The organism is Corynebacterium faecale, assembly GCF_030408735.1.
Lineage (GTDB): Bacteria > Actinomycetota > Actinomycetes > Mycobacteriales > Mycobacteriaceae > Corynebacterium > Corynebacterium faecale.
In genome coordinates, this window is sequence record NZ_CP047204.1 from 2,351,104 (window position 1) to 2,375,746 (window position 24,643).

Genomic DNA, 24,643 nt, shown 5'->3' on the forward strand with positions numbered 1-24,643 from the left:
TTTAAAAGGGTGGTGGTGATGCCTGGTTCATGTCAAAGCTACCTGATCACCCATCTGCTCGGGACTGGTGATCTGTCTGCATTCCGTGCCATCCGAGAACTCGAGATCCGGGAGGAGCTCATCTGGGTCAAAGATGGCGACGCGGAAGCCATTGTCCCGGATACGGCGCAGGCCTTCCTTGATCATGCGTCGGCCCATGGGGCGGAACATGGGCACGCGCGAGATATCAAGGATGACGGTCTCCCCGGAGAACTCATGTTCGGTGATGGAGAACAGGAAGTTCTCCGCGGCCGAGAAGTTCATGGCACCCTGCAGCTGGATGACGGTGGTCTGGCCCTTCTTCTCAATAGAACGCACCGCATGCTGGGTGAGCAGCTCAGCGGACATCAGGTGTAGACCCATGTCCTCGGAGAGTCGCTTGAAGATCTCCACACCACGCACCGGGTTGCCCTGCTTATTCAGTCGTGGTGAGAATGTGGCCAACCCCAGCTGTCCGGGCAGCACTCCCATGAGCCCGCCTGAGACACCGGATTTAGCGGGGATGCCCACGGTGGCCAGCCACTGGCCAGCCTCGTCGTACATACCGGCTGACGCCATCATGGAAAGGACGAGGCGTGCCACGCGGGCGTCGACAAGCTTTTCACCGGTGAGTGGTTGGATGCCGCCGGCCGCCAAGGTCGCGGTCATCACCGCCAGATCCCGCGCCGTCACCTTCACGGAACACTGGAGGGTGTAGCTGAGAACCGCATCATGGGCGTCATCCTCGATGACATCATAGTTGCGCAGCATGTGGGCGATGGAGAGGTTACGGTCCGCGCCTTCGATTTCGCTTTCGCTGAGCTGGCGGTCAATGGTGAGTTCGCGGCCCGCGAGTTGGGAGAAATAACTCCGGAGCTTCTCCACACGATCCTCCACAGAGGATTCCACCCCGTTGATCAGCTGATTGACGGCGATGGCGCCAGCATTGATCATCGGATTCATGGGGCGGTTGGTGGCACCGTCGAGGGACAGCTCGTTGAAGGCCTCACCGGAGGGCTCCAGACCTACGGCGGCGAAAACATTATCCGGCCCGTGCTCCTGGAGTGCCAGAGCATAGGCGAAAGGCTTGGAGATCGACTGCATGGTGAATTCATGCTCATCATCCCCCGCCCCGTAAATATGACCGTCGACGGTACACATCGCCAGCGCCAACGGATTGGGGTCGGCATTCTTGAGCTGAGAGATGTACTGAGCCACCTCACCTGAGGTGTCATCGCGGACAGAATCCAGAATCTCTTCGAAATATTCCGGGATGGGCATGGTCAACGGGTGTGTGTTCATCGGGGTGTCCCTCAATACAGGTGGAATAGTCGGATCAGTTCAAGTCAGTGCCTGCCACCCTACGGAAAAACGTGGGCCTGCTATCGCAATCCCAGCAGACACCGGGCCCGACAGCCCGCCCCACCAGTTGCCCGTCAACCTGCACACCCGCGTGCCCGCCACTGGTGGCCAGGTACGCGCGCGGCGATATACTCAGCCCCATGGACCAAAGGGGACGCGGGGACGAGCAGTCAGGCGCCGACGCACAGATGAAAGCCACCATCTACGATGTGGCACGCCTGGCCGGGGTGTCCCCCTCCACGGTCTCCAGGGCATTTTCCCAGCCGGGCCGCGTGAGCTTCAAAACGGCGGAAAAGGTGCGGGAGGCGGCACAACAGGTCGGGTACGGGCATGTGTTGGAAACCATCTCCGACCGCGGCCCGGATGCCCGGAGCACCGGTGTCATCGGCATGGTGGCCACGGATATCTCCAATCCCTTCTTTGTGGAGATCTTCCGTGGCGCTGAGCATGCCGCAGCCGCCCAGGGCATGGTGATGACGCTGGTCAACACCAATGAGTCTCTGCCCCGGGCCCGCGAGGCGATAGAAAAGATCACCCCATTTGTGGACGGGTTGCTGTTGGCGTCTTCCCGGATGGAATCGGCGGAGATCCAGAAGATCGCACGTTCCCTGCCCACGGTGGTGTTGAGTCGTCCGGTATCGGGGATTCCCAGCGTGGTGGTGGATAATTACGACGGCGCGGTGAAGGCGGTTGTGCACCTGGTGGACCAGGGCTGTCGCTCCATCACCTATATCGCAGGACCCCACAATTCCTGGTCGGATTCAACCCGGTGGCGGGGCATCGTTGATGCGGCCACCACCTTGGGCACCCTGTTCACGGAGAATTCCGGCGCACCTTCACTGAAGATCTCCCGCACGGTGACCGTGCAGCCCGCCCGCATGCGCAACCTGGTCAAACCCGTGGTGCGACAACTCCCGGTTGAGGAGCCGTCGTTCGTGGGGGGCCGGCGCGCTTTCGAGGTCTGGGCGAGGGACCCCACTGACGCGGTGATCTGTTTCAACGACATGGTCGCCATGGGTTTCATGCAGCAGGCACAGCGAAGTGGGTTCAGAATCCCGGAAGATGTGGCGGTGGTGGGTTTCGATAACACCGAGATCTCCGTTCTCAGTTCCCCCACGCTCACCACGGTGGCAGGTCCACTCCGCTCGGTGGGACGGGTGGGCACCGCCAATCTCATCGCCCTGATCAAGGGGATGAAAGCTCCGCTCATGGCCAAACCACGGGAGTTGCCCACGCGGTTGATCGTGCGCGAATCCACCCTGCGGGTGGGGCCGAAGCATGATCTTTAAGGTCACCGTCACCCATCACGGCTGGTAAAAGCCACAAAATCTTGCCCACGCTCCCCCACCCTGAAGCATTAATGTGTAATCCGCCACTTTGGGCGCAAATGTGTGACCATCCCACTGAAACTTTTGGCAACTAATTGAATACCCTCTCCGCGGCAGGCGATCATGGGGGTTATGAGTACTTCACACGCCGCACACCCGGACAGGCTCCTGCCCGCGGATCCCGGAACCCGCGATATCGCCCGCCGGCTCCTCACCTATGTTGAGGATCTTCCGATCATCTCCCCCCATGGCCATCTCGAAGCCTCAATGTTTGTCAAGGATGAGGCCTTCGCCGACCCCACGTCACTGCTCATCAGCCCTGACCATTACCTGACCCGCATCCTGCACTCAGCAGGGGTGGATCTGGCGGATCTGCGTGTTGGGGGCACCGAAGGTTCCTCCCCGCGTGAGGCCTGGCGGATCTTCGCCTCCCACTGGGATCTCTACACCGGCACCGCCACAGGTTATTGGGTGGAGCAGGAGTTCGAGCACGTCTTCGGCATCAACCCCGATCTGCTCAGCTCCGCGAATGCCGATGACATCTATGATCAGCTCTCCGAGATTCTGGCCAAGCCGGACTTCCGTCCCCGTGCGCTGGCGGAGCAGTTCAACCTGGAGATCCTCGCCACCACCGATGATCCACTCGATGACCTGAAGGATCACAAGGCACTCGCGGAGGACCCCACCTTCTCCCCACGCGTTCTTCCCACCTTCCGCCCGGATGCCTACACCAAGATGTACAACCCCGGCTGGGCGGAGAAAACCACCAGGCTGATTGACACCGCAGGTGACGGTAAGTCCGGCTGGGAAGGGTACCTGCAGGCGATGCGCAACCGTCGTCAGTACTTCATCGACCACGGTGCAACCTCAGCTGACCACGGCATGCACAACACCGATACCACCCCGCTGTCCCATGAGGATGCCCAGCGTCTTCTGGACAAGGGCTTCGCCGGCACCGCCACCCGGGAGGAGATGCTGGCCTTCGAGGCGAACACCACCTACCGTTTCGCGGAGATGTGCCAGGATGACGGCCTGGTCATGACCATCCACCCGGGCGTCTACCGCAACCACTCCGCATCCGCGCAGGACCGTTTCGGCAATGACATCGGCGCTGACATCCCCTTCCAATTGGAATACACCAATGGTCTACGGCCACTGCTGTCTGATTTCGGTGAGAACCCGGACTTCCACTTCGTGATGTTCACCATCGACGAAACAGCCTTCTCCCGTGAGATCGCTCCACTGGCCGGGTATTACCCAGCCGCCTACGCGGGCGCACCGTGGTGGTTCATCGACGAGATTGACGCCATGAACCGTTTCCGTTCCTCCACAACTGGTACCACCGGTTTCTCCCGTTACTCCGGATTCATCGATGACACCCGCGCCTACTGCTCCATCCCGGCGCGACACAACACCTCGCGCCGCGTGGAGGCCAACTACCTGGCCCGACTTGTTGCCGAGCACCGTATCTCAGAGGAACGCGCTTCCGACATCATCGTCGATCTGATCGACGCATCCCCGAGAAGGGTCTTCAAACTATGACCACGCCACTCAATCGTGCCAACGCCGATGTCCCACGGTCCGCCCCGGCGCGCCTGGTGCACCTGGGTCTCGGTGCCTTCCACCGCGCCCACCAGATCTGGTACACGCAGAATGCTGAAACCAACCCTGACCAGCCTGAGTGGGGATATGTCTCCTTCACCGGCCGTGGTACCGGCGTTGCTGATGCCCTGGCACCCCAGGATGGTCTGTACACCCTGGTCACCCGTTCTGGTGACGGGGATTCCCCGGAACTGATCACCTCGCTGGTGGAGGCGCAGCCAGCATCCAATCTCGTGCGTCTGGTGGAGTTGATGGCAGACCCGCAGGTGGCTGTGGTGTCCATGACTGTTACCGAGGCCGGTTACCATCTCAACGCAGCTGATGAGCTGGATACCGGTGGTGCCGACGTGCAACAGGACATTGCCGCTCTCACCTCCGCGCAGGGTGATACCCGGGTGGAGGAACTGGCCACCGCTGCCGGCCGGATCGTCTACGGACTCGCTGCGCGTCGTGCCGCGGGTGTGGGAGGCCTGGCCGTGATGAGCTGCGACAACATCGCAGCCAACGGTGACACCACCAGGGCCTCCATCCTGGGCATGGCTGACCAGGTTGACCGTGACCTGGCTGCCTGGATCCGGGAGAATGTCACGTTCCCCTCCACCTCGATTGATCGCATCACCCCGGCGACCGAGGCGGCACTCATCACGGAGGTGGAGGCCCAGACAGGCTTCCACGACGCTGCACCGGTGGTCACCGAGCCCTTTGCTTCCTGGATCATCGAAGGTGACTTCCCCGCCGGCCGACCAGCCTGGGAGAACGCCGGTGTCCAGTTTGTGGATGACATCGAGCAGTTCGAGCGTCGCAAGCTGTGGTTGCTCAATGGCTCCCACTCGCTGATGGCATACTTCGGCCAGCTCAGGGGTCACGCCACCGTGGCAGATGCCATCACGGATCCGGAGTGCCGTGCCCGGGTGGAAAGCCTGTGGGATGAGGCGGCAAACCACCTCACCACAGCGGGCCTCAATGTGCCTGACTACCGCGAACAGCTCATCGAGCGCTTCGAGAACCCCCGGATCGTGCACAACCTCGCCCAGATCGCCATCGACGGTGGCACCAAACAGCGCATGCGTGCGGTGCCGATCCTCAAGGCTGAACTGGACGCGGGGCGTGATGGCGGCGGTGCTTCCTTCTCCATCGCGGCGTGGATCGCCTTCGTCCTCACCACCGGGGAGATCCGCGACACCCGGATCGCCGAGATCACCGCAGCCAAGGAGGCAGCTGATCCGGTGGCTGCACTGGTGGCGGTCCTGGATGAGCAGCTCAGCACAGACACGGAGGTGGTGGAACGCATCCGCGCACTGGTCACTGAGCTCTCCTGAGCACTGTCAGATCCTCCACCACCCCCTGTTTCACCCTCATGATCTTTCGCGGCGGGGACCCACCACGGTCGCCTCCACGCGGGGTCATGGCAATAAAACTGATTCCCTACTGTGTGTCACAACGCCAGGTCGATCGACTCCACTCTGATCGGGACTTGTCCCCCTGGATGCTGACACCACTGGTCAAACTCCAAGGAGAATGTTGTGGCAACGAAGTTGAAAACCCCGCCTGACGGCGGGCCCGGCAAGAAGGCCGGAACACTACCTAATCACCGTGTGCTCACCTATGCTCTCGGCGATGTGGCGAACAACCTGACGTTCATGATGACGTCGATGTTCCTCATGGTCTACATGACGGAAATCGCCGGACTGTCGGCAGGTATCGCCGGCATGATCTACGGTGTCACGAAGATCTGGGCCGGTGCTGCCGACCTGATCGCCGGTCAGACCGTGGACCGTTTTGATACCCGCTGGGGTAGGTTGCGCCCGTGGATACTCTTCGGCAGTACCCCCCTGGCTATTGTCTTCGTCCTGCTGTTCAGTGCTCCAGCAGGCCTGGGCGGTACTGCAGTTGTCGCCTGGATCCTGCTCTTCGATGCGGCGTACCAGCTCGCATACTCGTTTGTGAACATTCCTTATGGCTCACTGTCTGCAGCCATGACACAGGATCCGGTTGATCGTTCCAAGCTCTCCGGTGCACGTTCGGTGACATCCGCGCTCAGTGGAGTGATCCTTTCCGCCGTCGTCGCACCGCAGTTCGCCGACACCACAGCTGATGGTGTCCGCCTCAGGTTCACCATCACCTGCCTGATCCTCGGTGTCATCGCGGTCACCCTTTACCTGATCTGTTTTGCCAACTCGCGTGAGGTTGTCCCACGTGGCCAGGGCAAGATTTCCTTCAAATCCACGTTCAGCATGATTCGTCAGAATCGCCCGCTGATCATTCTCTGCTCTGGCACTTTCTTCCTGCTCTCCGCCATGTTCACCATGAACGCGGTGGGTATGTACTATGCCCGCGATGTCCTCGGTAATGCTGCCTGGTTCACCTGGCTGATGGCCGCACAGACGGTTGGTTCCATTCTTATCGCAACAATGGTTCCATCCATCACGGTCCGTATTGGTAAGCGCAATGGTTTTGTGATGCTGGCGGTGGCAGCGGTCATCGGTTATACCCTGATCTTCTTCATCCCCGGCGGCACCTTGAGTCTTGCCATCGTCGCCTGGTTCTTCCTCGGTGTGGGCACCGGTGGCACCAACGCACTGATCTTCTCCATGCAGGCCGATACCGTGGACTATGGCGAATGGAATTCCGGTATCCGTGCTGAGGGTGGCTCCTATTCTGTCCTGTCCTTCATCCGTAAATGTGGACAGGGTGTGGGCGGCTGGTTGGGTGGTGCCATCATCGCTGGATTTGGTTATGTTTCCATGGCCGCAGAGCAGTCCGATTCCGCAATTCAGGGAATCCGTGTCGCCACCGGTGCCACCCCGGCGATCCTGGCGATCATCGCGCTGCTGATCATGCTGCTCTACAAGTTGGATGCCGACGCCCACAGCAGGGTCATCGATGACCTGAACGAGCGCCGCATGCAGTCTGCTGTGGCGGATCAGCATGGTGTGTCCACTGACCGCGTGCGCATCACCCAGACCGGTGACGGCCGCACCACCACGATCCGTCCCCCGGAGGATGATCACCCACCGATTGTCACCATCTTCGGCCAGCGTGGTTCCGGTGCCTCGGATATCGCCCCGATGCTCGCGGAGAAACTCGGTGTGCCATATATCGGGCAGAAGTTCAGTTCTGACACGCTCGCCCAGGTGGATAAGAAGGACCTGATCTCCGACAACAGTTTCAACCGTCTGCTGCGCACCATCTCCTTCGGTTCCACCCAGGACGCGGATATGGCTGCGGCGTCCGATCTGTCCGCCAACCGTCAGATCGCCCAGGAGAACACTGAGAATGTTCTCATGTCGGTGAAGGATGGCGGAGTGATGCTGGGCCGCAACGGTGCCCTGGTACTGGGTCCCGTCTTCGGTACTCTGCATGTCCGGCTGGTCGCCCCGCTGGGTAAGCGCGTGGAGCGCGTGATCTACAAGACAGGGTTGTCCGCCTCGGAGGCCACCGAGCAGTGCCATCTGGAGGATCGTCTCCGCGAGGAGATGTCCTGGGCTCTGTACCGGTGGAATCCGAACAGGGACGAGGACTATGACCTGGTGCTCAACACCGCCTCCATGACCTATGAACAGATCGTGGATGTGATCGTGGAGGCCTACCGGGGTAAGTATCCGGAGAAGTCCGCGGAGCTTCCTCCTGCTGAAACACCCGAGGTTTAACCCCGGGCCCCAAGTACCCGTGGTGTGAGTAATCACACCACGGGTTTGTCATCGACACTCTTCACTTCTTCCCACCAACGGGTTATGATAATACCATTAAGGAGTTGGCAGGCACCTCGCCTCCCCCACCGGTTCGAACAGAACCCCCTCAACTCTTCAACACCACCAACACCACCAACACCAGGGAATCGCAGCCCCAGTCGATGCTGCACAAGGAAAGGAATCCACCATGACGGACACCACCGGCATGAAAATCGTGGTCATGGGTGTCTCCGGCTGTGGCAAGTCCACCGTGGGTGAGCATCTCGCCGCTGAACTCGGCATTGAATACAAGGACGGTGACGTTCTCCACCCACAGTCAAACATTGACAAGATGGCATCCGGCCAGGCGCTGGACGATGATGACCGCGCCTGGTGGCTTGTTCAGATCGGCAAGTGGCTCCGCGACCGGGAGAACGGTGTCATCGCCTGCTCCGCCCTCAAGCGTTCCTACCGCGACCTCATCCGCACCAAGGCCCCCGGCACCATCTTCGTCCACCTCCACGGCGATTATGACCTGCTGCTCTCCCGCATGGATTCCCGCGAGGACCACTTCATGCCGTCCACCCTCCTGGATTCCCAGTTCGAGACCCTGGAGCCACTCGCGGAGGATGAGGACGCCAAGGTGTTCGACATCGCCAATTCAGTTGATCAGATCGTCGCCGAGGCCGCGGCCTGGATCCGCTCAAAGAACTAAAACCACAACGCTTATCGACGCCCCACGTCCCCCTCCCGCGCGCTTGTACGCGGGAGGGGGACGTGGTCATTTCCGGGGCGTATCAAAAAACGTAGACTCGACCCTACAAACACTCAGAGATGCGAAAGGGCGTTTAAGTTATGTCTCGTGCACTGATCCTTGTTGATGTTCAAAAAGATTTCTGCCCTGGCGGATCCCTCGCTACCGGTCGCGGTGATGAGGTCGCGGGGTTACTCGGGGCCTTCCAACTCTCCCACCCCGATCAATTCGATGCGGTGGTGGCCACACAGGACTGGCACATCGATCCGGGCGATCACTTCTCGGACAATCCCGATTTCATCGATTCCTGGCCTGTCCACTGCGTCGCCGATTCTGAGGGCGCCGCCATGCATGACAAAATCCGCACGGATCTGATCGACGAGTTCTTCCGCAAGGGGCAGCACTCGGCCGCCTATTCCGGTTTCGAGGGCACCGCCGTCAGCGATGATTCTTCCCTGTCCGACTGGCTGCAGTCCCGCGGGATCACTGATGTTGATATCGCAGGGATCGCCACCGAACACTGCGTCCGCGCCACCGCACTGGATGCCCTGAAGGCCGGGCTGAAGGTCAGGGTGCTCACCGGTTTCTGTTCAGCCGTGGACGTGCCGGCGGGCGATGCTGCCCTGGAGGAGATGCACACCGCCGGCGCCGAACTTATCTAGCCTGGACATCCCCTGCGCCGCGGCCATCGGTGATCTCCTGGGAAGCCTCACCCAAGGTGTCACGCAACGTACTGGCGGTGCCCACGAGCCTGGCGATCAATGAGTTGAAGTCCTCGCCATCACCCAGGAACGTGAGCTTGCCGTTGGACAGCGCACCGGACAGTGATTCCATGATGGCCGGCAGGTTATCCAGCATCTCCTTCTCCAGGAGGATCCCCTTCTCAGAGGCGATGGAGGCGGCCAGCTTCCGCTGCGCCTCAGCATCTGCTTCCGCAGTGATGAGGCGCTCACGGGCTGCTGCCTCAGCGGGTTTGATCACCTCAGTTTCCAGCTCAGCTTCGCGTCGTTTGGCCTGGGCAGCAGCCAACAGGCTCAGCTTCTCCTCCACCTCAATGCGGGCCTCTGCTTCCGCCTTGGGGCCTGACTGCTCCGCCTCGGCGCGGGCTTTCGCGGTCTCCTTGGTGTTCTCTGACACCTGCAGATCAGTGTCACGACGATATTGCGATGTGAGCCGCTCGGCTTCCTGTTCCTTCTCAATGACCCGGGCATTGGCCTCCGCCTGGGCGATGGCTGCCGCCTGCTCCACACGCGCGAGCTCCGGCTTGGAAAGGTTGGCGATGTGGTTGTTGTCATCGGTGATGGAGGAGATCTGGAAACTATCCACCTTCCAGCCCATGCTCAACAGCTTCGGCGTGATGTTGGTGATCACTTCGCTGGCCAGTGCCATGCGGTCGGTGATGATGTCCTCCACCGACATCTGGCCGATCAGGCTGCGGGTCTCGCCGTCGAACTCCTTGCGGATGATGTCCTCGATTTCAGCATCCGACTTCTCGATATACCGGGCCGCAGAGATGATGCCCTCCTCGGAGGGGTCAACGCGGAAGATGGCGTTGGCAGCCACATTGATGTCGATCTTCTGGGCGGTCTGCGCGGTGATGCGGACATCCACGCTGTAGGTTCCCAGGTTCAGTTTTCTGACCTGCTGAAAGAGGGGGATCCAGAACACGCCACGGCCTGCGACGATTTTGAAGGGCTTCTCCGGAGTACGCCTGGTGACGCCTCCGGTGACGATGAGGGCTTCGGTTGCAGAAGGGGCGGTATAAAGCATCGTGTGTGCTGGATCCTTACAGGTTCAGTGCTGGGATGGATGAGAGGGAGGAATCCCCCACAGCCTCGTGCGGTCACCATCGTAGGGGGTTGGGCAGAGGAATTCTTCCCGGCAGCACAAGAAGACCTGATCACCAGAGACAAATCAGGCAACCAGGTCTTCACTGAGGGGATCTAGCGCTCAGAGAGCAGACGCTGGATCTCCTTGAGGTCCTTGGACTTCTTGCGGCTGCGGATGACGCTGAGCAGGACCACGCCTACCACGGCACCGGCGACACCCAGAAGAATCTTCTGGATTTCAGGCTCCTGCAGTTTCGCGGTGGCCTGGGTCTTGGCATCGTCGACAAGATTAGCCGGCTTGCTGCGGTCAGCCAGCTCATCAAGGGTGCTGGCTAGCTGACGGCGGGTGCGTTCGATGTCGCGCTGGATGTCTTCAATGTTGCGTGCCACGGGGCTACTCCTGATGGGTGTATCTGCGATCACTTGGATGTTGTTCTAACGCGTCTTCACAAACCCGTTACTGCGAGACCATATTACTTACTTCCCGCACTGAGCGTACGCCCATCCCCGAAATGACAGTTGAACCCGCTATTGTTGAAGCTATGACTGATGCGCAGCGCCTTGATACCGGAGACACCCCACCAGCCTTCACCCTCCCGAATGATTCGGGTTCCACCACCTCACTGAGCGACTTCGCCGGTGAGCGCGTGGTGGTGTACTTCTACCCGAAGGCTAACACCCCGGGTTGCACCAAGGAGGCCTGCGATTTCCGTGACTCCCTCACCCAGCTCAATGATCTGGGTATCAAGGTCATCGGTATCTCACCGGATCCGGTGGACAAGCTGGTGAAGTTCCGCGAGGATCATCAGCTCAACTTCCCGCTCCTCTCTGATGAGAACAAGGAGGTCATGACCGCGTGGGGTGCCTTCGGAGAGAAGAAGAACTACGGCAAGATCGTCCAGGGCGTTATCCGCTCCACCTTCGTCATCGAGGCTGATGGCACCGTGGGTGTGGCCAAGTACAATGTCCGTGCCACCGGTCATGTCGCCCGTATCCTGCGCGACCTTGAGGCTGCGTAACCGCACCACCCATGACCCCCACCAGTAGAGAATCAGATACGGTTGACGCCTCCCCCGACGGAACAGAAATCCTGGTTCCGCGGCGTCGCCCAGCCCAGCAACGGAGCCGGGAGCGGTTCAACCGCATCCTCACCGCGGCCCGTTCGGTACTGGTTGATCTCGGTTTTGAGTCCTTCACCTTTGATGAGGTGGCCAAGCGTGCAGAGGTGCCCATCGGCACGCTCTACCAGTTCTTCGCCAACAAGTATGTGCTCATCTGCGAGCTGGACCGCGTGGACAACGCGGAAGCTGTCGCCGAGCTGAAGAAGTTCTCCGAACAGGTCCCGGCACTGCAGTGGCCGGATATCCTCGATGAGTTCATTGACCACCTCGCCGGTCTGTGGCGCGAGGACCCCTCCCGCCGCGCGGTATGGCACGCCATCCAATCCACACCTGCCACCCGTGCCACGGCCGCCGCCACCGAGAAGGAGATGCTGGAGATCATCGCCGGTGTGATGAAGCCGCTGGCCCGCGGTGCCTCCTATGAGGAGCGCATGTCCCTGGCTGGCCTGCTCGTGCACACCGTGAGTTCCCTGCTCAACTACGCGGTGCGTGACATCGGAACCGGGCCCGAATATGACGAGGCCTTTGAATCCATCACGGAGGAGATCAAGCGGATGCTCATCTCCTATCTCTTCTCTGTAGCTACCGGATAGTGAGCACACACACGGCGGTGGCGTAATCCCCGTCGTGGCTGATGCTCAGCGCCGTGGTGTAGTCACCGATACTCCCCCGCACCTGGGTATCCAGGGACGGTGCCACATGCAGTGCCACCCGCCCCCAACGGTCGGCGCGGACCTCGATCAGAGCCCACTGCACATCCTCCTCCGCGATCACGGGCGGCTGCCCGTAGATGGCCTGCGACCAGGCCTTGATGAAGGCTTCCTTGGCTGCCCAGCGCCCTGCCAGGTGTTCGGCGTTGCGGCTGCCCAGGCGTGTTGATGCCAATCTGCGCTCCCCCGGCCCGAATACATCCATGAAGGAGCTTCCGGGTTGTGCCAGCTGTTCAGCGAATGCCGGGATGTGGACGAGGTCGGTTCCGATCGTGATCATAGGTGTCTATTCTGCCTCATTCCCCTGGGCGGGAACCGGGCGGATGAACAGGGAGAACGCCAGCGCAACCACTGCCACGCAGGCACAGGCGAAGAAGGCTGAGTTCGCACCGTCAGCAAGCGCCACCTGTTCCGTCGCACCGCTGGAGATGGCCGACTGGCTGACTGTGCTGTAAACCGCGATCATGACGGCGGTGCCGGCGGCGCCGGCGAGCTGCTGGAGGGTGTTCATGATCGCTGAACCGTGGCCGTAGAGGTGTTGAGGCACCGAGCCGAGTGCGGTGGTGATCAGCGGGGTGAACAGCAGTGCCAGGCCGACGGAGAAGATCACGTGGACGGCCACCAGCATGCCCACACCGGTGTTGTCATCCACGGTGGACAGCCAGAATAGTGACACCACCACTGCGATCATGCCGCCGATCACCAGGGCCCGTGGACCCCGACGATCATAGATCCGGCCCACAAACGGTGAGAGCACCCCTTCCAGGAGCCCGCCGGGCAGCAGCACCAGGCCGGTGACCAGAGCGGAGACCAGGAGGGAGCCCTGCATATAGAGCGGGAGGGTGTTCATCACGCCGAGCAGTGCACCGAACAAGGCCAGCAACACGATCAGGGGAATGGAGAAATTGCGGATGGCCAGGGGCCGCAGGTCCAGCAGTGCGCGGTCCACCTTGGCCAACGACAACTGGCGCCACACGAAGACCGCCAGTGAGATCACACCAACGGCCAGGATGATCAGGGCGTTGCGTGCGGCCTCCCCGCCGTCCAGGATCGCACCGATTGAACTCAGTGCATAGACAAGACCACCGAAGGCGAAGGCAGAGAGCACCAGGGACAACACATCGAAGGGGGTGGACTGTGGCTCGCTGACGTTACCGATTTTGACTGCACCCACCACCGCCGCGAGACCCACCAGCGGCACCATCACCCAGAAGATCATGTGCCAGGACGCGAAACTCAGGATCACACCGGCCACGGATGGCCCCAATGCAGGACCAACGGCCATGACCACGGCGATCAATCCCATCACCGCACCCCGGCGCGGAACGGGCACCACCGTCATGGCCACGGTCATCAACAGGGGCATGATCACGGCGGTGCCGATCGCCTGTGCCACGCGTGCCCCGAGCAGGATGGGGAAGGTCGGTGCCAGTGCGGCGATGACGGTGCCGATCAGGAAGATGATGGTGGCGAAAATGAAGACCACACGGGTGGTGAATCTCTCCAGGATCCATCCGGTGGCGGGCAGGACCACGGCCATGGTGAGCATGAACCCGGTGAGCAGCCACTGGGCGGTGTTCGCCTCAATGGAATAGTCCGCCATGATGGCAGGCAGCGCCACAGCCAGGGTGGTTTCATTGAGCATCATCACAAACGCCGTGAACACGAGCACGGCGAGGATGATCACAACAGGCTTGGGGATCGTGGCAGTTTCAGTACTGGTCTGACTGGAGGTCATGAAGGCTCCAGGTCCTTTCAATTAAACAATGGCGCTTGCGCGAGTAGGTCCACCTCCCACGGAAACAAGACACGTGGTGGTGCGACCAGGAGATCCTATCAGTGCTACAGACGTATGTGATGGCGGCGTGGTCAAACCAACATTCCCCCGTGAGTGTGGCCGGTGGCGCAGCCTCTGACCGGTTGAAGGCCACACTCGGATAGAACACGAAGGAACCGGAAATCTCTCTTCCATACCTGCCGCGCGGGGGTGGTGAATGAGGGGGATTTCCCGGTTATTTCACCAGCTCACACACTGCGCGAAATTGGCCTTGCTGTGCACTTATAGAGTTCCACGTGGCCTTGATTCACTCCGCCCATCACCTTTCTCCACCCCTTAAGTTGCATAAGGATTAGGTCATGGGAATACTTGGCCGCACTCCTGCAGGAAGTGTGGTCTACCACCTCACAACCGGGACCACCAGAGATCTCGCCATCCATTCGGGATCAGCTGCTCCTGCCATGATCAGGAGAACTGGAAAAACCCCGATGACATCCACAGCGATGACATCTCCCCTAAAAAATCCGATGAGAACGCTGCCTGTCAGGCAGCACTATCAACGCGCCGTCCCTACAGTCCTCAAACAGGAAGGACACCGCTATGTCAACAATGGTGTTCCTTGGCCTCGTGGCCTCAATTGCTCTTCTGGTTGCATTCGCGCTGCTCAACATGGGCAGGCTCACACCAGATCACTACACGTACCAGATCCTCAACTTCGTCGGTGCCGGTTTCCTGGCTGCCTCTGCAGCCAAGCCCATGAATGCCGGTGTGTTCTGGGCCGAATTGGTCTGGGCACTGCTCGGTCTCTACGGCATCATCACCATCTGGAAAAAGCGTCGCGCACAGAAAATCGTTCCAGCACCTTCAGTGCCAACAACACCTGAGCTCATCGCGCCCCTGCACCCCGTCTCCCCTGTCGCCGCGTAGCGGATAAGAATAGAGCGTGAACCGTGGAACCTTTGATCTTCTCCCACGAAATCGGCATCGTCTCCGGCATTCTGCTGGTACTGGCGTATGCTCTGATGAATTTCGGCGTACTGACCCCGAAGTCTCCGCTGTACCAGGCGCTGAATGCGCTGGGTGCGCTGGGTTTCGCCTACACCGCCCTCACTCCCCTGAACCCCGGCCTGCTCATCACTGAAATTGTGTGGATCATCGTGGCCGTGGGATTCCTGTGGAGGATCTTCACCCGCAAGAGTGAGAAGTCGGTGGCAACCCCGGCTAGCCCGGTTAACCCGGTGCCTGCTGCGGATACCACTCTGGACAGTGTTCCCATGAGGTGATGAAATCACGTTCCTGCAGATCCCACCCATGAAAAACCCGCTTCCCCCACCAGTGCTGTGAACACTTGGGGAGGAAGCGGGTTTCGCTCTATCTGGTGTTGTGCTTATCCCTCAGAACCCGATGGGTTGAGCACGCCGTCGACAAGCCTGGCGCGGGAGTCGAGCAGCACCGCTGCCTCGACTTCCTTGGCGGCGTCACCGTGGACGCCGAGGTTGCGCTCGACGGGGCGCTCGTAGAGCACACCGCCGTGCATGCCGGCGAGGATGCGGCGCAGGCCGGCCTCCTCGCGGGCAATCGCCGAGGCACGCCATGCCTCTGCTGCATCCGCGCCACGCTCAACCAGCACGGCCTCGTGGAAGGCATCCGGGTGCACAACCGCAACCATGGCGGAGACGTGACCGAAACCGAGCGAGGTGATCAGTCCAGCCTTTGGTGCCTTGGCGGACAGGTCCAGTGGCTTGCGCAGCCAGACCAGGTGGCGGTGCTTGGACAGCACCGGATCCACGCAGTCCAGTGCACGGTTGGCCGGAACCATACCGGAGCGCAGCACCTGGGTCAGGCCGATGAGCTGGAATGCTGCGGCACCACCCTTGGAATGGCCGGTCAGGCTCTTCTGGGAGATCACATACAGCGGGTTACCCGGGGTGCGTCCGATTGCAGCGGCGATGCGCTCATGCAGATCGGACTCATTCGGATCATTGGCGTTGGTGGAGGTGTCATGCTTGGACACGATCGCAATCTCATCCGCCGACACACCCACCTCAGCAAGAGAGCGAGCCAGACGCGAGTTCACACCATCACGCGCAGCACCCAGGGCACCCAGGCCAGGTGCCGGGATGGAGGTGTGTGCACCATCGGCGAAGGACTCGGCGAAACCAACCACGCCCAGCACCGGCAGACCCATATCGGCAGCCAGGGAGGCACGCGCCAGCAGGATGGTGCCACCACCCTCGGACTCGATGAAGCCACCACGTCGGCGGTCATTGGCACGGGAGAAGAAGCGGTGCTCAATGCCCTTGCCTTCCATCTCCGCGGAATCAGCCGTCGCGGCCATATCACCGAAGCCGGTGATGCCCTCCACGGAGAGTGCATCAAAACCACCGGTGACCACGAAGTCGGCCTTACCAACGCGGATCTTGTCCAGACCTTCTTCCACAGATACAGCGGCGGTGGCACACGCTGCAACCGGGTGGATCATCTGGCCATAGCCGCCCACATAGGACTGCATGACATGCGCTGCCACCACGTTCGGCAGGGCCTCCTGGAGAACATCGTTGGCGCGGGGTTCAGCGAGGATGCGGTCCACGTAGATGCCGCGCAGGGATTCCATGCCGCCCATGCCGGTGCCCTGGGTGGAGGACACCCGTGCCGGGTGCACGGCTGCCAGCAGCTCAGCCGGATCGAAGCCGGCGGACAGGAATGCATCGACGGTGCAGACGATATTCCACAGCGCCACGGTGTCTAAGTTGTCCACCATGTCGGCTGGAATACCCCAGACGGCCGGGTCGAAGTCCTTGGGCACCTGGCCACCGACAAACCGGGTCATGGCCATGCGGCGTGGCACGCGGATGGCGGAACCAGCCTTGCGGGTGACCTTCCATTCCTCCACCTCGGCATCAAATGATGCCACGGTCAGGGCTGGCTCGGATTCCACATAGGTCAGTGCCTCTTCGCGGGAGCCCACGGAGAAGGTCAGATCATGGTCAAGGTAGACGGTGGTCAGCTCTGGTGCGAAGTTATCGAACATGCCATAGGCAGCCATGTCGTTATAGCGGCGCACCCCAACGCGTCCCATGACCTCATCGTGGAAGCGGTCAAAGATATCCTCTTCCGCGATGGCGTCATCGTTGGCGTCATACCAACCCGGTGTGGGATCGGTGTCCCAGTGGATCAGGCCCATGGTCCAGGCCAGTTCGATGACACCGGCCGCGGAGAGATCACCGGAGACCTCGGCATCAAAACGCGTGCGGGCAGACCCCAGTGGGCCCAGCTCGCCGGCACCGACGATGACCACCATGTCATCCAGGGACTGGGAGACCTGACCGGAGAAATCCGGGGTGGTCTGAACAACCGGGCGGTACGGGGTGGGCAGGGCCGCGATGGTGCGTGGCTTCTCCGTCTCAGGTGCAGGCTCCACGGCAAGTGCCCGGGCCATCTCCGCGAGGTTGATATCAGACTCGCCCAGCCCACCGGTGAAGTCCACGGTGATCGGAGCGGTTGCAGCATCCACACGCACTGAGTCAGCAACCTGCGAGACCAGCTTGTCGGCGATCTCCTCGGTGGAGTAGGTCTCCACGCCGGCTTCTTCAGCAGCGGCCACGAGTGGATCATTGCCACCCATGAGGCCTGTGCCACGGACCCAACCGATATGGGCGTGAACCAGGGAAGTGTGGGCACCCCAGGCGCTCTGCTCAGCATGCCAGCGGGTGACCACGGCGTCCAAAGCAGCCTTGGATTCACCATAGGCACCGTCGCCGCCGAAGCGGCCACGGTTTGGTGAACCCGGGATCACCACGTGCAGGCGGTGACCGATGCGGGTATCCGCACCCAGCGGTGCCAGACCGACGATGAGACGCTCCACGGACCAGAGCAGCAGACGCATCTGTGCCTCGGTCTGACCACCGGCATCCGCCATGGACCCGGACACACGCGGTGCTGCGAAGGGGAACAGCAGGGTGGGGACCAGGGCTGGCTTAACCAGCTTGGAGGCACCGTTGACGGTGGCGGTCTGTTCAGAACCGACCCAGTTCACAATGGCATCGATATCGGAGTAGGAGCTCAGGTTCGCAGGAACCACCCACAGCGCAGCTGTGCCACGCGCGGAACGTGCGTAGAGCTTCTTGTAGAACTCCAGTCGGTCGTGGTTGAGGCTGGAGGTGGTCGCCACCACGGTGGCACCACCAGCGAGAAGCTTTTCCACGACAGCAGCGGCGATGGAGTTAGGCGAACCACCCGTCACCACGGCCACATCATCGGCGTATTCGAGTGCTTCCGTGTCGCGGGCCTGCTCCGCCAGTGCGCTCAGGCCGAGGTACTCAGCCTGAATGGCAACAGCCTCGCCGGCACCGGTGACATCAACATCGGATTCAGAAAGCTCACCGAGTGCCACGCGGGTGAGATCCTCACGGGCAGAAGCCCAGCGGTCATCGATCTGCACCACGCGGTTTGCATCGAAGCTGGGTGCCACCTGGCGAGGCCAGTCGGAACCGAGTTCATGGGACACCAGCTCATAGAGCTCATTGTCAGAGTCGGTCTCCTCCAGTGCAGCCTGGACGGGGGCGTCCAGACCCAGCTGGGAGAGGATCGTGCGGGCGGTGGCAGCCAGGACTCCGGCCTTGCCGGTGACCTGCTCGGCGAATTCACCGAGTGCTGCGGAGTCAACGACTCCCCCACCGGCGCCACCTGCGGAAGGCAGGGAGACCGCAACGCCGAGGCGGGCGGCGACAGCGGTGACGGCGGCGTCGATAAGCGCATCAAGCTCAGCCGTGTTGGACGGTGCGGCTGGGGCAAGGGTGGCCAGATCACCACCGCGCAGGGAGGCACCCTCGCGGGCACCGATAACCACTTCGGCGACCACATGGTCAGCCCAACCCTGGCCGAGCTGCCAGGTGCCGGTGACGCGGTCACCGATATATGCCGGGCGCTTGCCTGTGGGGCCGGTGATGCGACGCAGCGCATCGGCAGCGGAATCAGAGAGCACCGGCCCGAAGGCCTTATAGCCCTTGGCCATCTTGGACACGGTGACCTTGAGATCACCCAGTTCAGCGTCGGCGGCACCGTCGATGGCGCCCAGTCCGAACTCCACACCAAGATCCAGCAGCAGCTGGTTTCGGCGGGAGGAGACACCCTCCACCAGGGTTTCGATGGAATCGGTGGCACCCATCTGGTCCGGGCGGACCTTGGTCCAGATGGCGATGAGCATTTCGGTGGCATCAGACGGGGTGAAGGCGATGTCATCGGGGCGTGGCCCACCGGTGGCTACCGGTGCTGCCGGAACAGCCGCGGGTGCGGCCTCCGGTGCGGCGGTGGCTGCCACCTGGGTGCCCTCGGATGCTGGTGCTGCAGAGGCAGCGCCGTCGGCTGCCCCGGACACCTCAGCCTCCAGCTCGCGGACCACCTCATCGGTGGCAAAGACCACCGGGCGGTCGCGCTCGATGTTGAGCACCTCGATCTCGGCTTCGCGGTACTGCGGCAGCCTGAGGGTCTGGCCCATCATATTGGCCACGGTCGGAGCGGATCCGACACCGACCTCCACGAAGCGCTCCACACCCAGTCCGCCCTGGGACTCAGGGCGGATGAGCAGATCCTGGGTTTCAATCCAGCGCACCGGGGAGGCGAACTGCCAGGCCAGCAGCTCGATGAGCAGGGTGCGGGCCAGCTTCTGCTGATCCGCGGCGGCGGCGTCGAAATCAGCGAGAATGTCAGTGACATAGGTGGAATCCACGACCTCAGCCATGGCCTCCACGAAGGGCTTGTCCAGGGCAAACGGGCGTGCCACCAGGTTCGGGATATAACGACCCACCAGGGTGTCCAGATCCAGGTCAACCGGGATGAGGGAATCCAGGTGCTCACGGAAGGCACCCACACCGTCACGCAGCCTGGAGGAGTGGAACGGCACGTCAATGCCGGGGATCATGATGAAGGCACGCTGACCCGGCGCACGCTTCTCGGCATCGGCACGCAGTGCTGTCAGACCGGCCTGGGTACCGGCAACCGCGTACTGCAGGCCGGCCAGGTTGTAGTTGACGATCTCCAGGAACTCACCGGATGCCTCAGACACGCCTGCGACATAGTCGAAGACCTCATCGGCGGTCATGGCCATCTTGTTGGGTCGCAGCGCGGCGAGGCCGTAGTTGGACAGTCCGTTCTCATCGCGATCGACCAGGCGGTGCATGGTCAGGCCACGGCGGTAGACGATCTCCAGGACGGATTCCAGGGAGAGCACACCGGCATAAGCTGCCAGGGCGTTGTACTCACCGACGGAGTGGCCGGCGAAAAAGGCACGCTGGTTGAGGGCGTGGGCTTCACGCATCTCAGCCACCTGTGCCACGCCGAGGGTGGCCATGCCGACCTGGGTGAACTGGGTGAGGAATAACACGCCATCGGGGTGGAAGAACCTCTCCCCCGCCACGGTGACCTCGGTGGGGTTGTTCTCCACGATCTCTAGGATGGAGAAGCCCAGCTTGGTGCGGGTATGTGCATCGGCACGGTCCCAGACGGCGCGGGCTGCTGCGGAGTTACGGCGGGATTCCATGCCCATGCCCTGGGACTGGATACCCTGGCCGGGGAAGGCGTAGAAGGTGTTCGGTGCAGCCATGACAGCGGTTGCGGTGAGCACCAGATTGCCGCCCACGGTTGCGGTGACGGAGCGGACCTCACCGTGTCCAGGGCGGGAATCCACGGCGGAACGCTCCACGGTGAACACGATGGTTTCACCCGGGAGAACCGGTGCCAGCATGGTGGCGGTGTATTCCACAACCCTTGATGCCGGGGTGTGGGTCTGCTCATCGTTGAAGGCTGCACCGGCGATGAGTTCACCGATGGCGGAGGTCCACATGCCGTGGACGATCACACCGGGCAGACCGGCGAGTGCGGCTGCGGTGTCAGAGACGTGGATCGGGTTGCGGTCCCCGGAGACCACGGCGAAGGGCCGCATGGATTCCGGTGCCACGACGGTGGCCACGGCACGGTGTGAGCGGGGGCTGTCGATGGTGGTGGGCAGGGTGGAGGTGTTGGTGCGTGCCACGGTGTTGCCGTTGCGGCCACGGATGGCGAAACGCTCGGACAGGGTGGCGATCTCCTGCTCACCGGCGAAGATGCGGGCGCGGACAATCACGACACGGCCCATGGCGGTGTCAGAGACTTCATCGGCGGTGGCGGTGACATGGAGTCTTATTTCACCGGCGTCGACGGATGGTAGCTCAGAGGTGAGCACGATGTGGTGCTCGAGGTGGACCAGGGAGAGCATGCCCTCAACCACGGAGGCATCAGTCGTGCCCGGGATAATAGCGGACTGGACTGCGGCGAACACGGCGGGCCAGGCGCGGCCAACCAGCACATCGGGTGCGGTGGCGGCCGGTGCCACGGTGGCTGGCAGGTAGGCGGCGGTGACATTGTCATAGTCCGCGAGGTGCCCGGCATCCAAAGTGGTGTCCCAGGTGGCCACGCCATCATTGATGGTGGCCAGGGTGCCGCCGGCGGCCACACGGGTGAGCTCACCCATGGCGGCCTCGGCATCAGCCTGGGTGACCTGTGGGACCGCACCGGCGATGCCCTCTGCGGGCAGGGTGAAGCGGATGGTCAGGTCGGTGGTGGTGCCAAAAGCGGTGGAACCGGCCAGTGGGACGGTGAGCAGGACATGCTCGGTGTCTTCGACTGCCAGGTGTGCACCGGTCGGGGCGTGGGTGGCGGTGTCGCCCGCACGCTCCCAGGCATCCACGTCGCCGAGGCGGTGGATCATGGAGATGGTGTTGCGTCCGGCCCAGTAGGTGCCCGGCGCGGTGAGTAGCTCGGCGATCAGATCGCGCTCAACCTCGTTCACCTCAGCGATGCGTTCGATGGAGGCCACGTTGAAACGGTCGAGCAGGTCCGCGACCGGCTCATTGGCCACCGTGATGCCGCCGACCGCTGCGGGGCCGGGGATGATGGCGACCTGATCGGCGTCGAAACGCGCGTCATGGGACTGCCACAGTGAGTCGGAGCGCCACCAGCGGCGCACGTCCTTGTCAATGACCGGCACGAAAGACACCGGCTTGCCCGGTGTGCGGCACAGGTTCAAAAACCATGCCACATCGGCCGGGGTCAGCAGATCGGTTGCGGCCTGCGGGAGATCGGCAACAAGCTTGTCGACGACCCCCTGTGTGGCATCCTCCAGTGTGTAGGTTGGCACGAATTCGCCGTGGTCCTGATCGATGAGGCGGGCCTCGGCGCGCTCAAGCATCTGGGAGAAACGATCAGCCCAGGAGGCGTCGATCCACTCACCATCGACAGGTCCGGACAGCTCCAAGTAGCGGTTGAGCCACTCCTGGTAGGTCATGGTCTCAACATCACCGAAGTAGACCTTGGCGGTCTTGGCCATGGCGCTGATGATCTCATCGCGGCGTGCCTGAACGGCCTTCTCATCGCCGGCAACCTCATCAAGGAGGCGTCCCGCCTTGGCAAAGGAGTTGTCAATCTCATGGATATCCGCGCCCAGCTGGGAGCGGCCGGAGGCCATGCCGTTGGCGGAACCACCGGCTGGAACCCACTCGGTGGAACCCTTGGTTGCCACCAGCAGTTCCTTGACGGACTGTGAGGTGGTGGCTTCCTTGGCTGCCATGGCGGCGGTGCCGATGAGGATGCCATCAACAGGCATGGCGGGCAGACCATGGGCATGTGCCCAGGAACCGGTGATGTAATCAGCGGCACGCTCCGGGGTTCCGATGCCGCCACCGACGCAGAGAACAACATTGTCCAGCGCGCGGATATCGGCATAGGTGTTGATCAGGAGGTCATCCAGATCCTCCCAGGAGTGGTGTCCACCGGCGATGCCACCCTCGACCTGGATGATGACGGGAATCTCGGGGATCTCGCGGGCAACGGCCAGCACGGACTTGACCTGACGGACTGCTCCCGGCTTGAAGGAGATCCAGGGGAAGCCACCGTCGACAAGCTCCTTGACCAGGCTGACCGCCTCGTCCTTCTCCGGCATGCCTGCCGTGATGATCACACCGTCAATCGGCGCGCCGTTGGCGCGGGCCTTGGGCACCAGGCGCTTGCCACCGATCTGCATCTTCCACAGATAAGGGTCTAAGAACATGGAGTTGAACTGGGCATTGACGCCCGGTTCCAGCAACTCGGTGAGCTTCTCGATATTGCTTTCGAGGATCTCCGGGGTGACCTGGCCACCGCCGGCCAGTTCCGCCCAGTGGCCACCATTGGCAGCCGCTGCGACGATCTCCGGATCCACGGTGGTCGGGGTCATGCCAGCCAGCAGCATGGGGCTACGGCCGGTGAGCTCCGTGAAGCGGGTAACCAGACGTGGCTGACCATTGACGGACTCCACCCGTGGGGCGAACTCATCATAGGAGCGTGGCAGCTCAGGAGCCATACCGGCATCGAATACCTTGGCCTGGCCATCGGTGTCACACACGGCGAAGGAGGCGGCACCCCGGCCGGCGAGGATGGAGTTGCTCAGCGGCACCACACCGCCGTCAGGTCCCACATCCAGGATCCAGCGGGCACCTGCGTCGACGGCACCGTTGACGGAAGACACCCAGTCAACCGGGTTGACCAGCACATCAGCGGCGACCTCATGGGAGATGGCCTCATCCAATCCACACGCCTTGGCCCAGGTCACGGTCTGCTCAACAGCCATGGCCATGGCCGGGTGGTGGAAGGCTGCCTGGACATCCAACTGGGTGATGCGGGGGCTGAACGGCTGGCCTCCGCGTTCCTTGTTATCGATGGCCTTGGCATCAGCGGCAGCCATGACCTCGAGGACAGCCACGACCCGCTGATTGTCATCAGGGCGACCCACCAGCACATAGGTATCACGGGCATTGCGCAGACCAATGACGGGACGGATCTCCTCGGGGACATCCGCAGCGGCCTTATCAATGGCGGCCTGCAGCTGCTCGCGGGTGATCCCGGCGATGGCCACCATCGGGGACCTGTTCCCCTGGGCAATGAGACCGGTCATGCGGCCGGTGCGGGTGATGGCTGCACCGATGAGCTGCGCCAGTGCCACGAATTCATCAGCACGGGTCAGATCCTTGAGCAGGTGCACACCCAGAACGCCCTGGGAGTGGCCGATGGCGGTGACAGACTTCTCCACGTCGAGGCGCTGTGCCTCCAGTGAATCCAGGGTGGCAATCTGGGACACGAAGATACCCGGCACGCTCACGGCGGCCTGGGCGGTGTCAAAGCTGGGGGTCTCAGTGGCGTTGGCCCACCCGACCGGGTCGAAACCGAAGGGGAAGGTGCCTGCAAGTTCGTCGGCAACCGGGGTCAGCAGCTCCTGCGCACGCTCGACGATTCCCTGGACGTTGGTGCCTGCGCCCGCGGCGACCGCGGCGCGGAGGGTCTTCAACCAGTCGAAGCCCTGCCCGGAGAAGGCGAAGGCGTAGGGCTCCTGATCGAAGCGGTTGATCAGTCGGCTGGTCCCGAAGTTCCTGCTCAATTCGGTCACGTGTGAACTCGCTCCTTG

The 24,643-nt window shown here is 62.1% G+C and carries 16 protein-coding genes; 10 read left to right on the top strand and 6 right to left on the bottom strand.

Annotated elements, in window-relative coordinates; translation table 11 throughout:
* Nucleotides 1-27: 27 nt before the first annotated feature.
* Entirely contained in the window at nucleotides 28-1,320 is a 1,293-nt protein-coding gene (locus CFAEC_RS10700; protein ID WP_290276725.1) for a glutaminase, read from the bottom strand.
* 200 nt (nucleotides 1,321-1,520) lie between these two features.
* Here CFAEC_RS10700 and CFAEC_RS10705 point away from each other — a divergent pair, with 200 nt between their 5' ends.
* The 6 genes from CFAEC_RS10705 to CFAEC_RS10730 all read left to right on the top strand — a co-directional run bounded on the left by CFAEC_RS10705 (nucleotide 1,521) and on the right by CFAEC_RS10730 (nucleotide 9,397).
* Entirely contained in the window at nucleotides 1,521-2,669 is a 1,149-nt protein-coding gene (locus CFAEC_RS10705; protein WP_290276726.1) for a LacI family DNA-binding transcriptional regulator, read from the top strand.
* Nucleotides 2,670-2,840: 171 nt separating this feature from the next.
* A complete protein-coding gene (gene uxaC / locus CFAEC_RS10710; RefSeq protein WP_290276728.1) occupies nucleotides 2,841-4,250 on the top strand; it encodes a glucuronate isomerase in 1,410 nt (469 codons plus the stop codon).
* The gene (locus CFAEC_RS10715; protein ID WP_290276730.1) at nucleotides 4,247-5,629 is read left to right on the top strand and encodes a mannitol dehydrogenase family protein; all 1,383 of its coding nucleotides are present in this window, start codon (nucleotides 4,247-4,249) and stop codon (nucleotides 5,627-5,629) included. Before uxaC ends, CFAEC_RS10715 begins: the two co-directional genes overlap by 4 nt.
* Nucleotides 5,630-5,833: 204 nt before the next feature.
* Nucleotides 5,834-7,960, top strand: coding sequence for a cytidylate kinase family protein (locus tag CFAEC_RS10720; RefSeq protein WP_435384231.1), 2,127 nt, complete (start codon nucleotides 5,834-5,836; stop codon nucleotides 7,958-7,960).
* A gap of 229 nt (nucleotides 7,961-8,189) precedes the next feature.
* Entirely contained in the window at nucleotides 8,190-8,696 is a 507-nt protein-coding gene (locus CFAEC_RS10725; protein ID WP_290276732.1) for a gluconokinase, read from the top strand.
* A gap of 140 nt (nucleotides 8,697-8,836) precedes the next feature.
* A complete protein-coding gene (locus CFAEC_RS10730) occupies nucleotides 8,837-9,397 on the top strand; it encodes a nicotinamidase (RefSeq protein ID WP_290276734.1) in 561 nt (186 codons plus the stop codon).
* Here CFAEC_RS10730 and CFAEC_RS10735 read toward each other — a convergent pair.
* Nucleotides 9,390-10,505, bottom strand: coding sequence for an SPFH domain-containing protein (locus CFAEC_RS10735; protein ID WP_290276736.1), 1,116 nt, complete (start codon nucleotides 10,503-10,505; stop codon nucleotides 9,390-9,392). The two genes, CFAEC_RS10730 and CFAEC_RS10735, sit on opposite strands and share 8 nt — an antisense overlap.
* Before the next feature lie 173 nt (nucleotides 10,506-10,678).
* Complete coding sequence (locus CFAEC_RS10740; protein WP_290276737.1) at nucleotides 10,679-10,954, bottom strand: DUF3618 domain-containing protein; 276 nt, start codon at nucleotides 10,952-10,954, stop codon at nucleotides 10,679-10,681.
* A 152-nt stretch (nucleotides 10,955-11,106) separates the two neighbouring features.
* Here CFAEC_RS10740 and bcp point away from each other — a divergent pair, with 152 nt between their 5' ends.
* The gene (bcp, locus tag CFAEC_RS10745) at nucleotides 11,107-11,583 is read left to right on the top strand and encodes a thioredoxin-dependent thiol peroxidase (protein WP_290276739.1); all 477 of its coding nucleotides are present in this window, start codon (nucleotides 11,107-11,109) and stop codon (nucleotides 11,581-11,583) included.
* A gap of 11 nt (nucleotides 11,584-11,594) precedes the next feature.
* Nucleotides 11,595-12,278, top strand: a complete 684-nt coding sequence (locus tag CFAEC_RS10750) for a TetR/AcrR family transcriptional regulator (RefSeq protein WP_290276741.1) — start codon at nucleotides 11,595-11,597, stop codon at nucleotides 12,276-12,278.
* On the opposite strand, the gene acpS is transcribed toward CFAEC_RS10750, so the two are convergent.
* Together acpS and CFAEC_RS10760 are read right to left on the bottom strand one after the other, a co-directional pair.
* Nucleotides 12,268-12,675 (bottom strand): holo-ACP synthase AcpS, encoded by a 408-nt coding sequence (gene acpS / locus CFAEC_RS10755; RefSeq protein ID WP_290276742.1) that lies wholly within the window; start codon nucleotides 12,673-12,675, stop codon nucleotides 12,268-12,270. The genes CFAEC_RS10750 and acpS overlap by 11 nt on opposite strands.
* 6 nt (nucleotides 12,676-12,681) lie before the next feature.
* Complete coding sequence (locus tag CFAEC_RS10760; RefSeq protein WP_290276744.1) at nucleotides 12,682-14,133, bottom strand: DHA2 family efflux MFS transporter permease subunit; 1,452 nt, start codon at nucleotides 14,131-14,133, stop codon at nucleotides 12,682-12,684.
* 639 nt (nucleotides 14,134-14,772) lie between these two features.
* Here CFAEC_RS10760 and CFAEC_RS10765 point away from each other — a divergent pair.
* Together CFAEC_RS10765 and CFAEC_RS10770 are read left to right on the top strand one after the other, a co-directional pair.
* Nucleotides 14,773-15,099: a CBU_0592 family membrane protein gene (locus CFAEC_RS10765; protein WP_290276746.1), complete on the top strand. Its 327-nt coding sequence runs from the start codon at nucleotides 14,773-14,775 to the stop codon at nucleotides 15,097-15,099.
* A 23-nt stretch (nucleotides 15,100-15,122) separates the two neighbouring features.
* The gene (locus CFAEC_RS10770) at nucleotides 15,123-15,455 is read left to right on the top strand and encodes a CBU_0592 family membrane protein (protein WP_290276747.1); all 333 of its coding nucleotides are present in this window, start codon (nucleotides 15,123-15,125) and stop codon (nucleotides 15,453-15,455) included.
* A gap of 104 nt (nucleotides 15,456-15,559) precedes the next feature.
* Here CFAEC_RS10770 and CFAEC_RS10775 read toward each other — a convergent pair whose 3' ends face one another.
* A complete protein-coding gene (locus CFAEC_RS10775) occupies nucleotides 15,560-24,625 on the bottom strand; it encodes a type I polyketide synthase (RefSeq protein ID WP_290276748.1) in 9,066 nt (3,021 codons plus the stop codon).
* Between the last annotated feature and the right edge of the window lie 18 nt (nucleotides 24,626-24,643).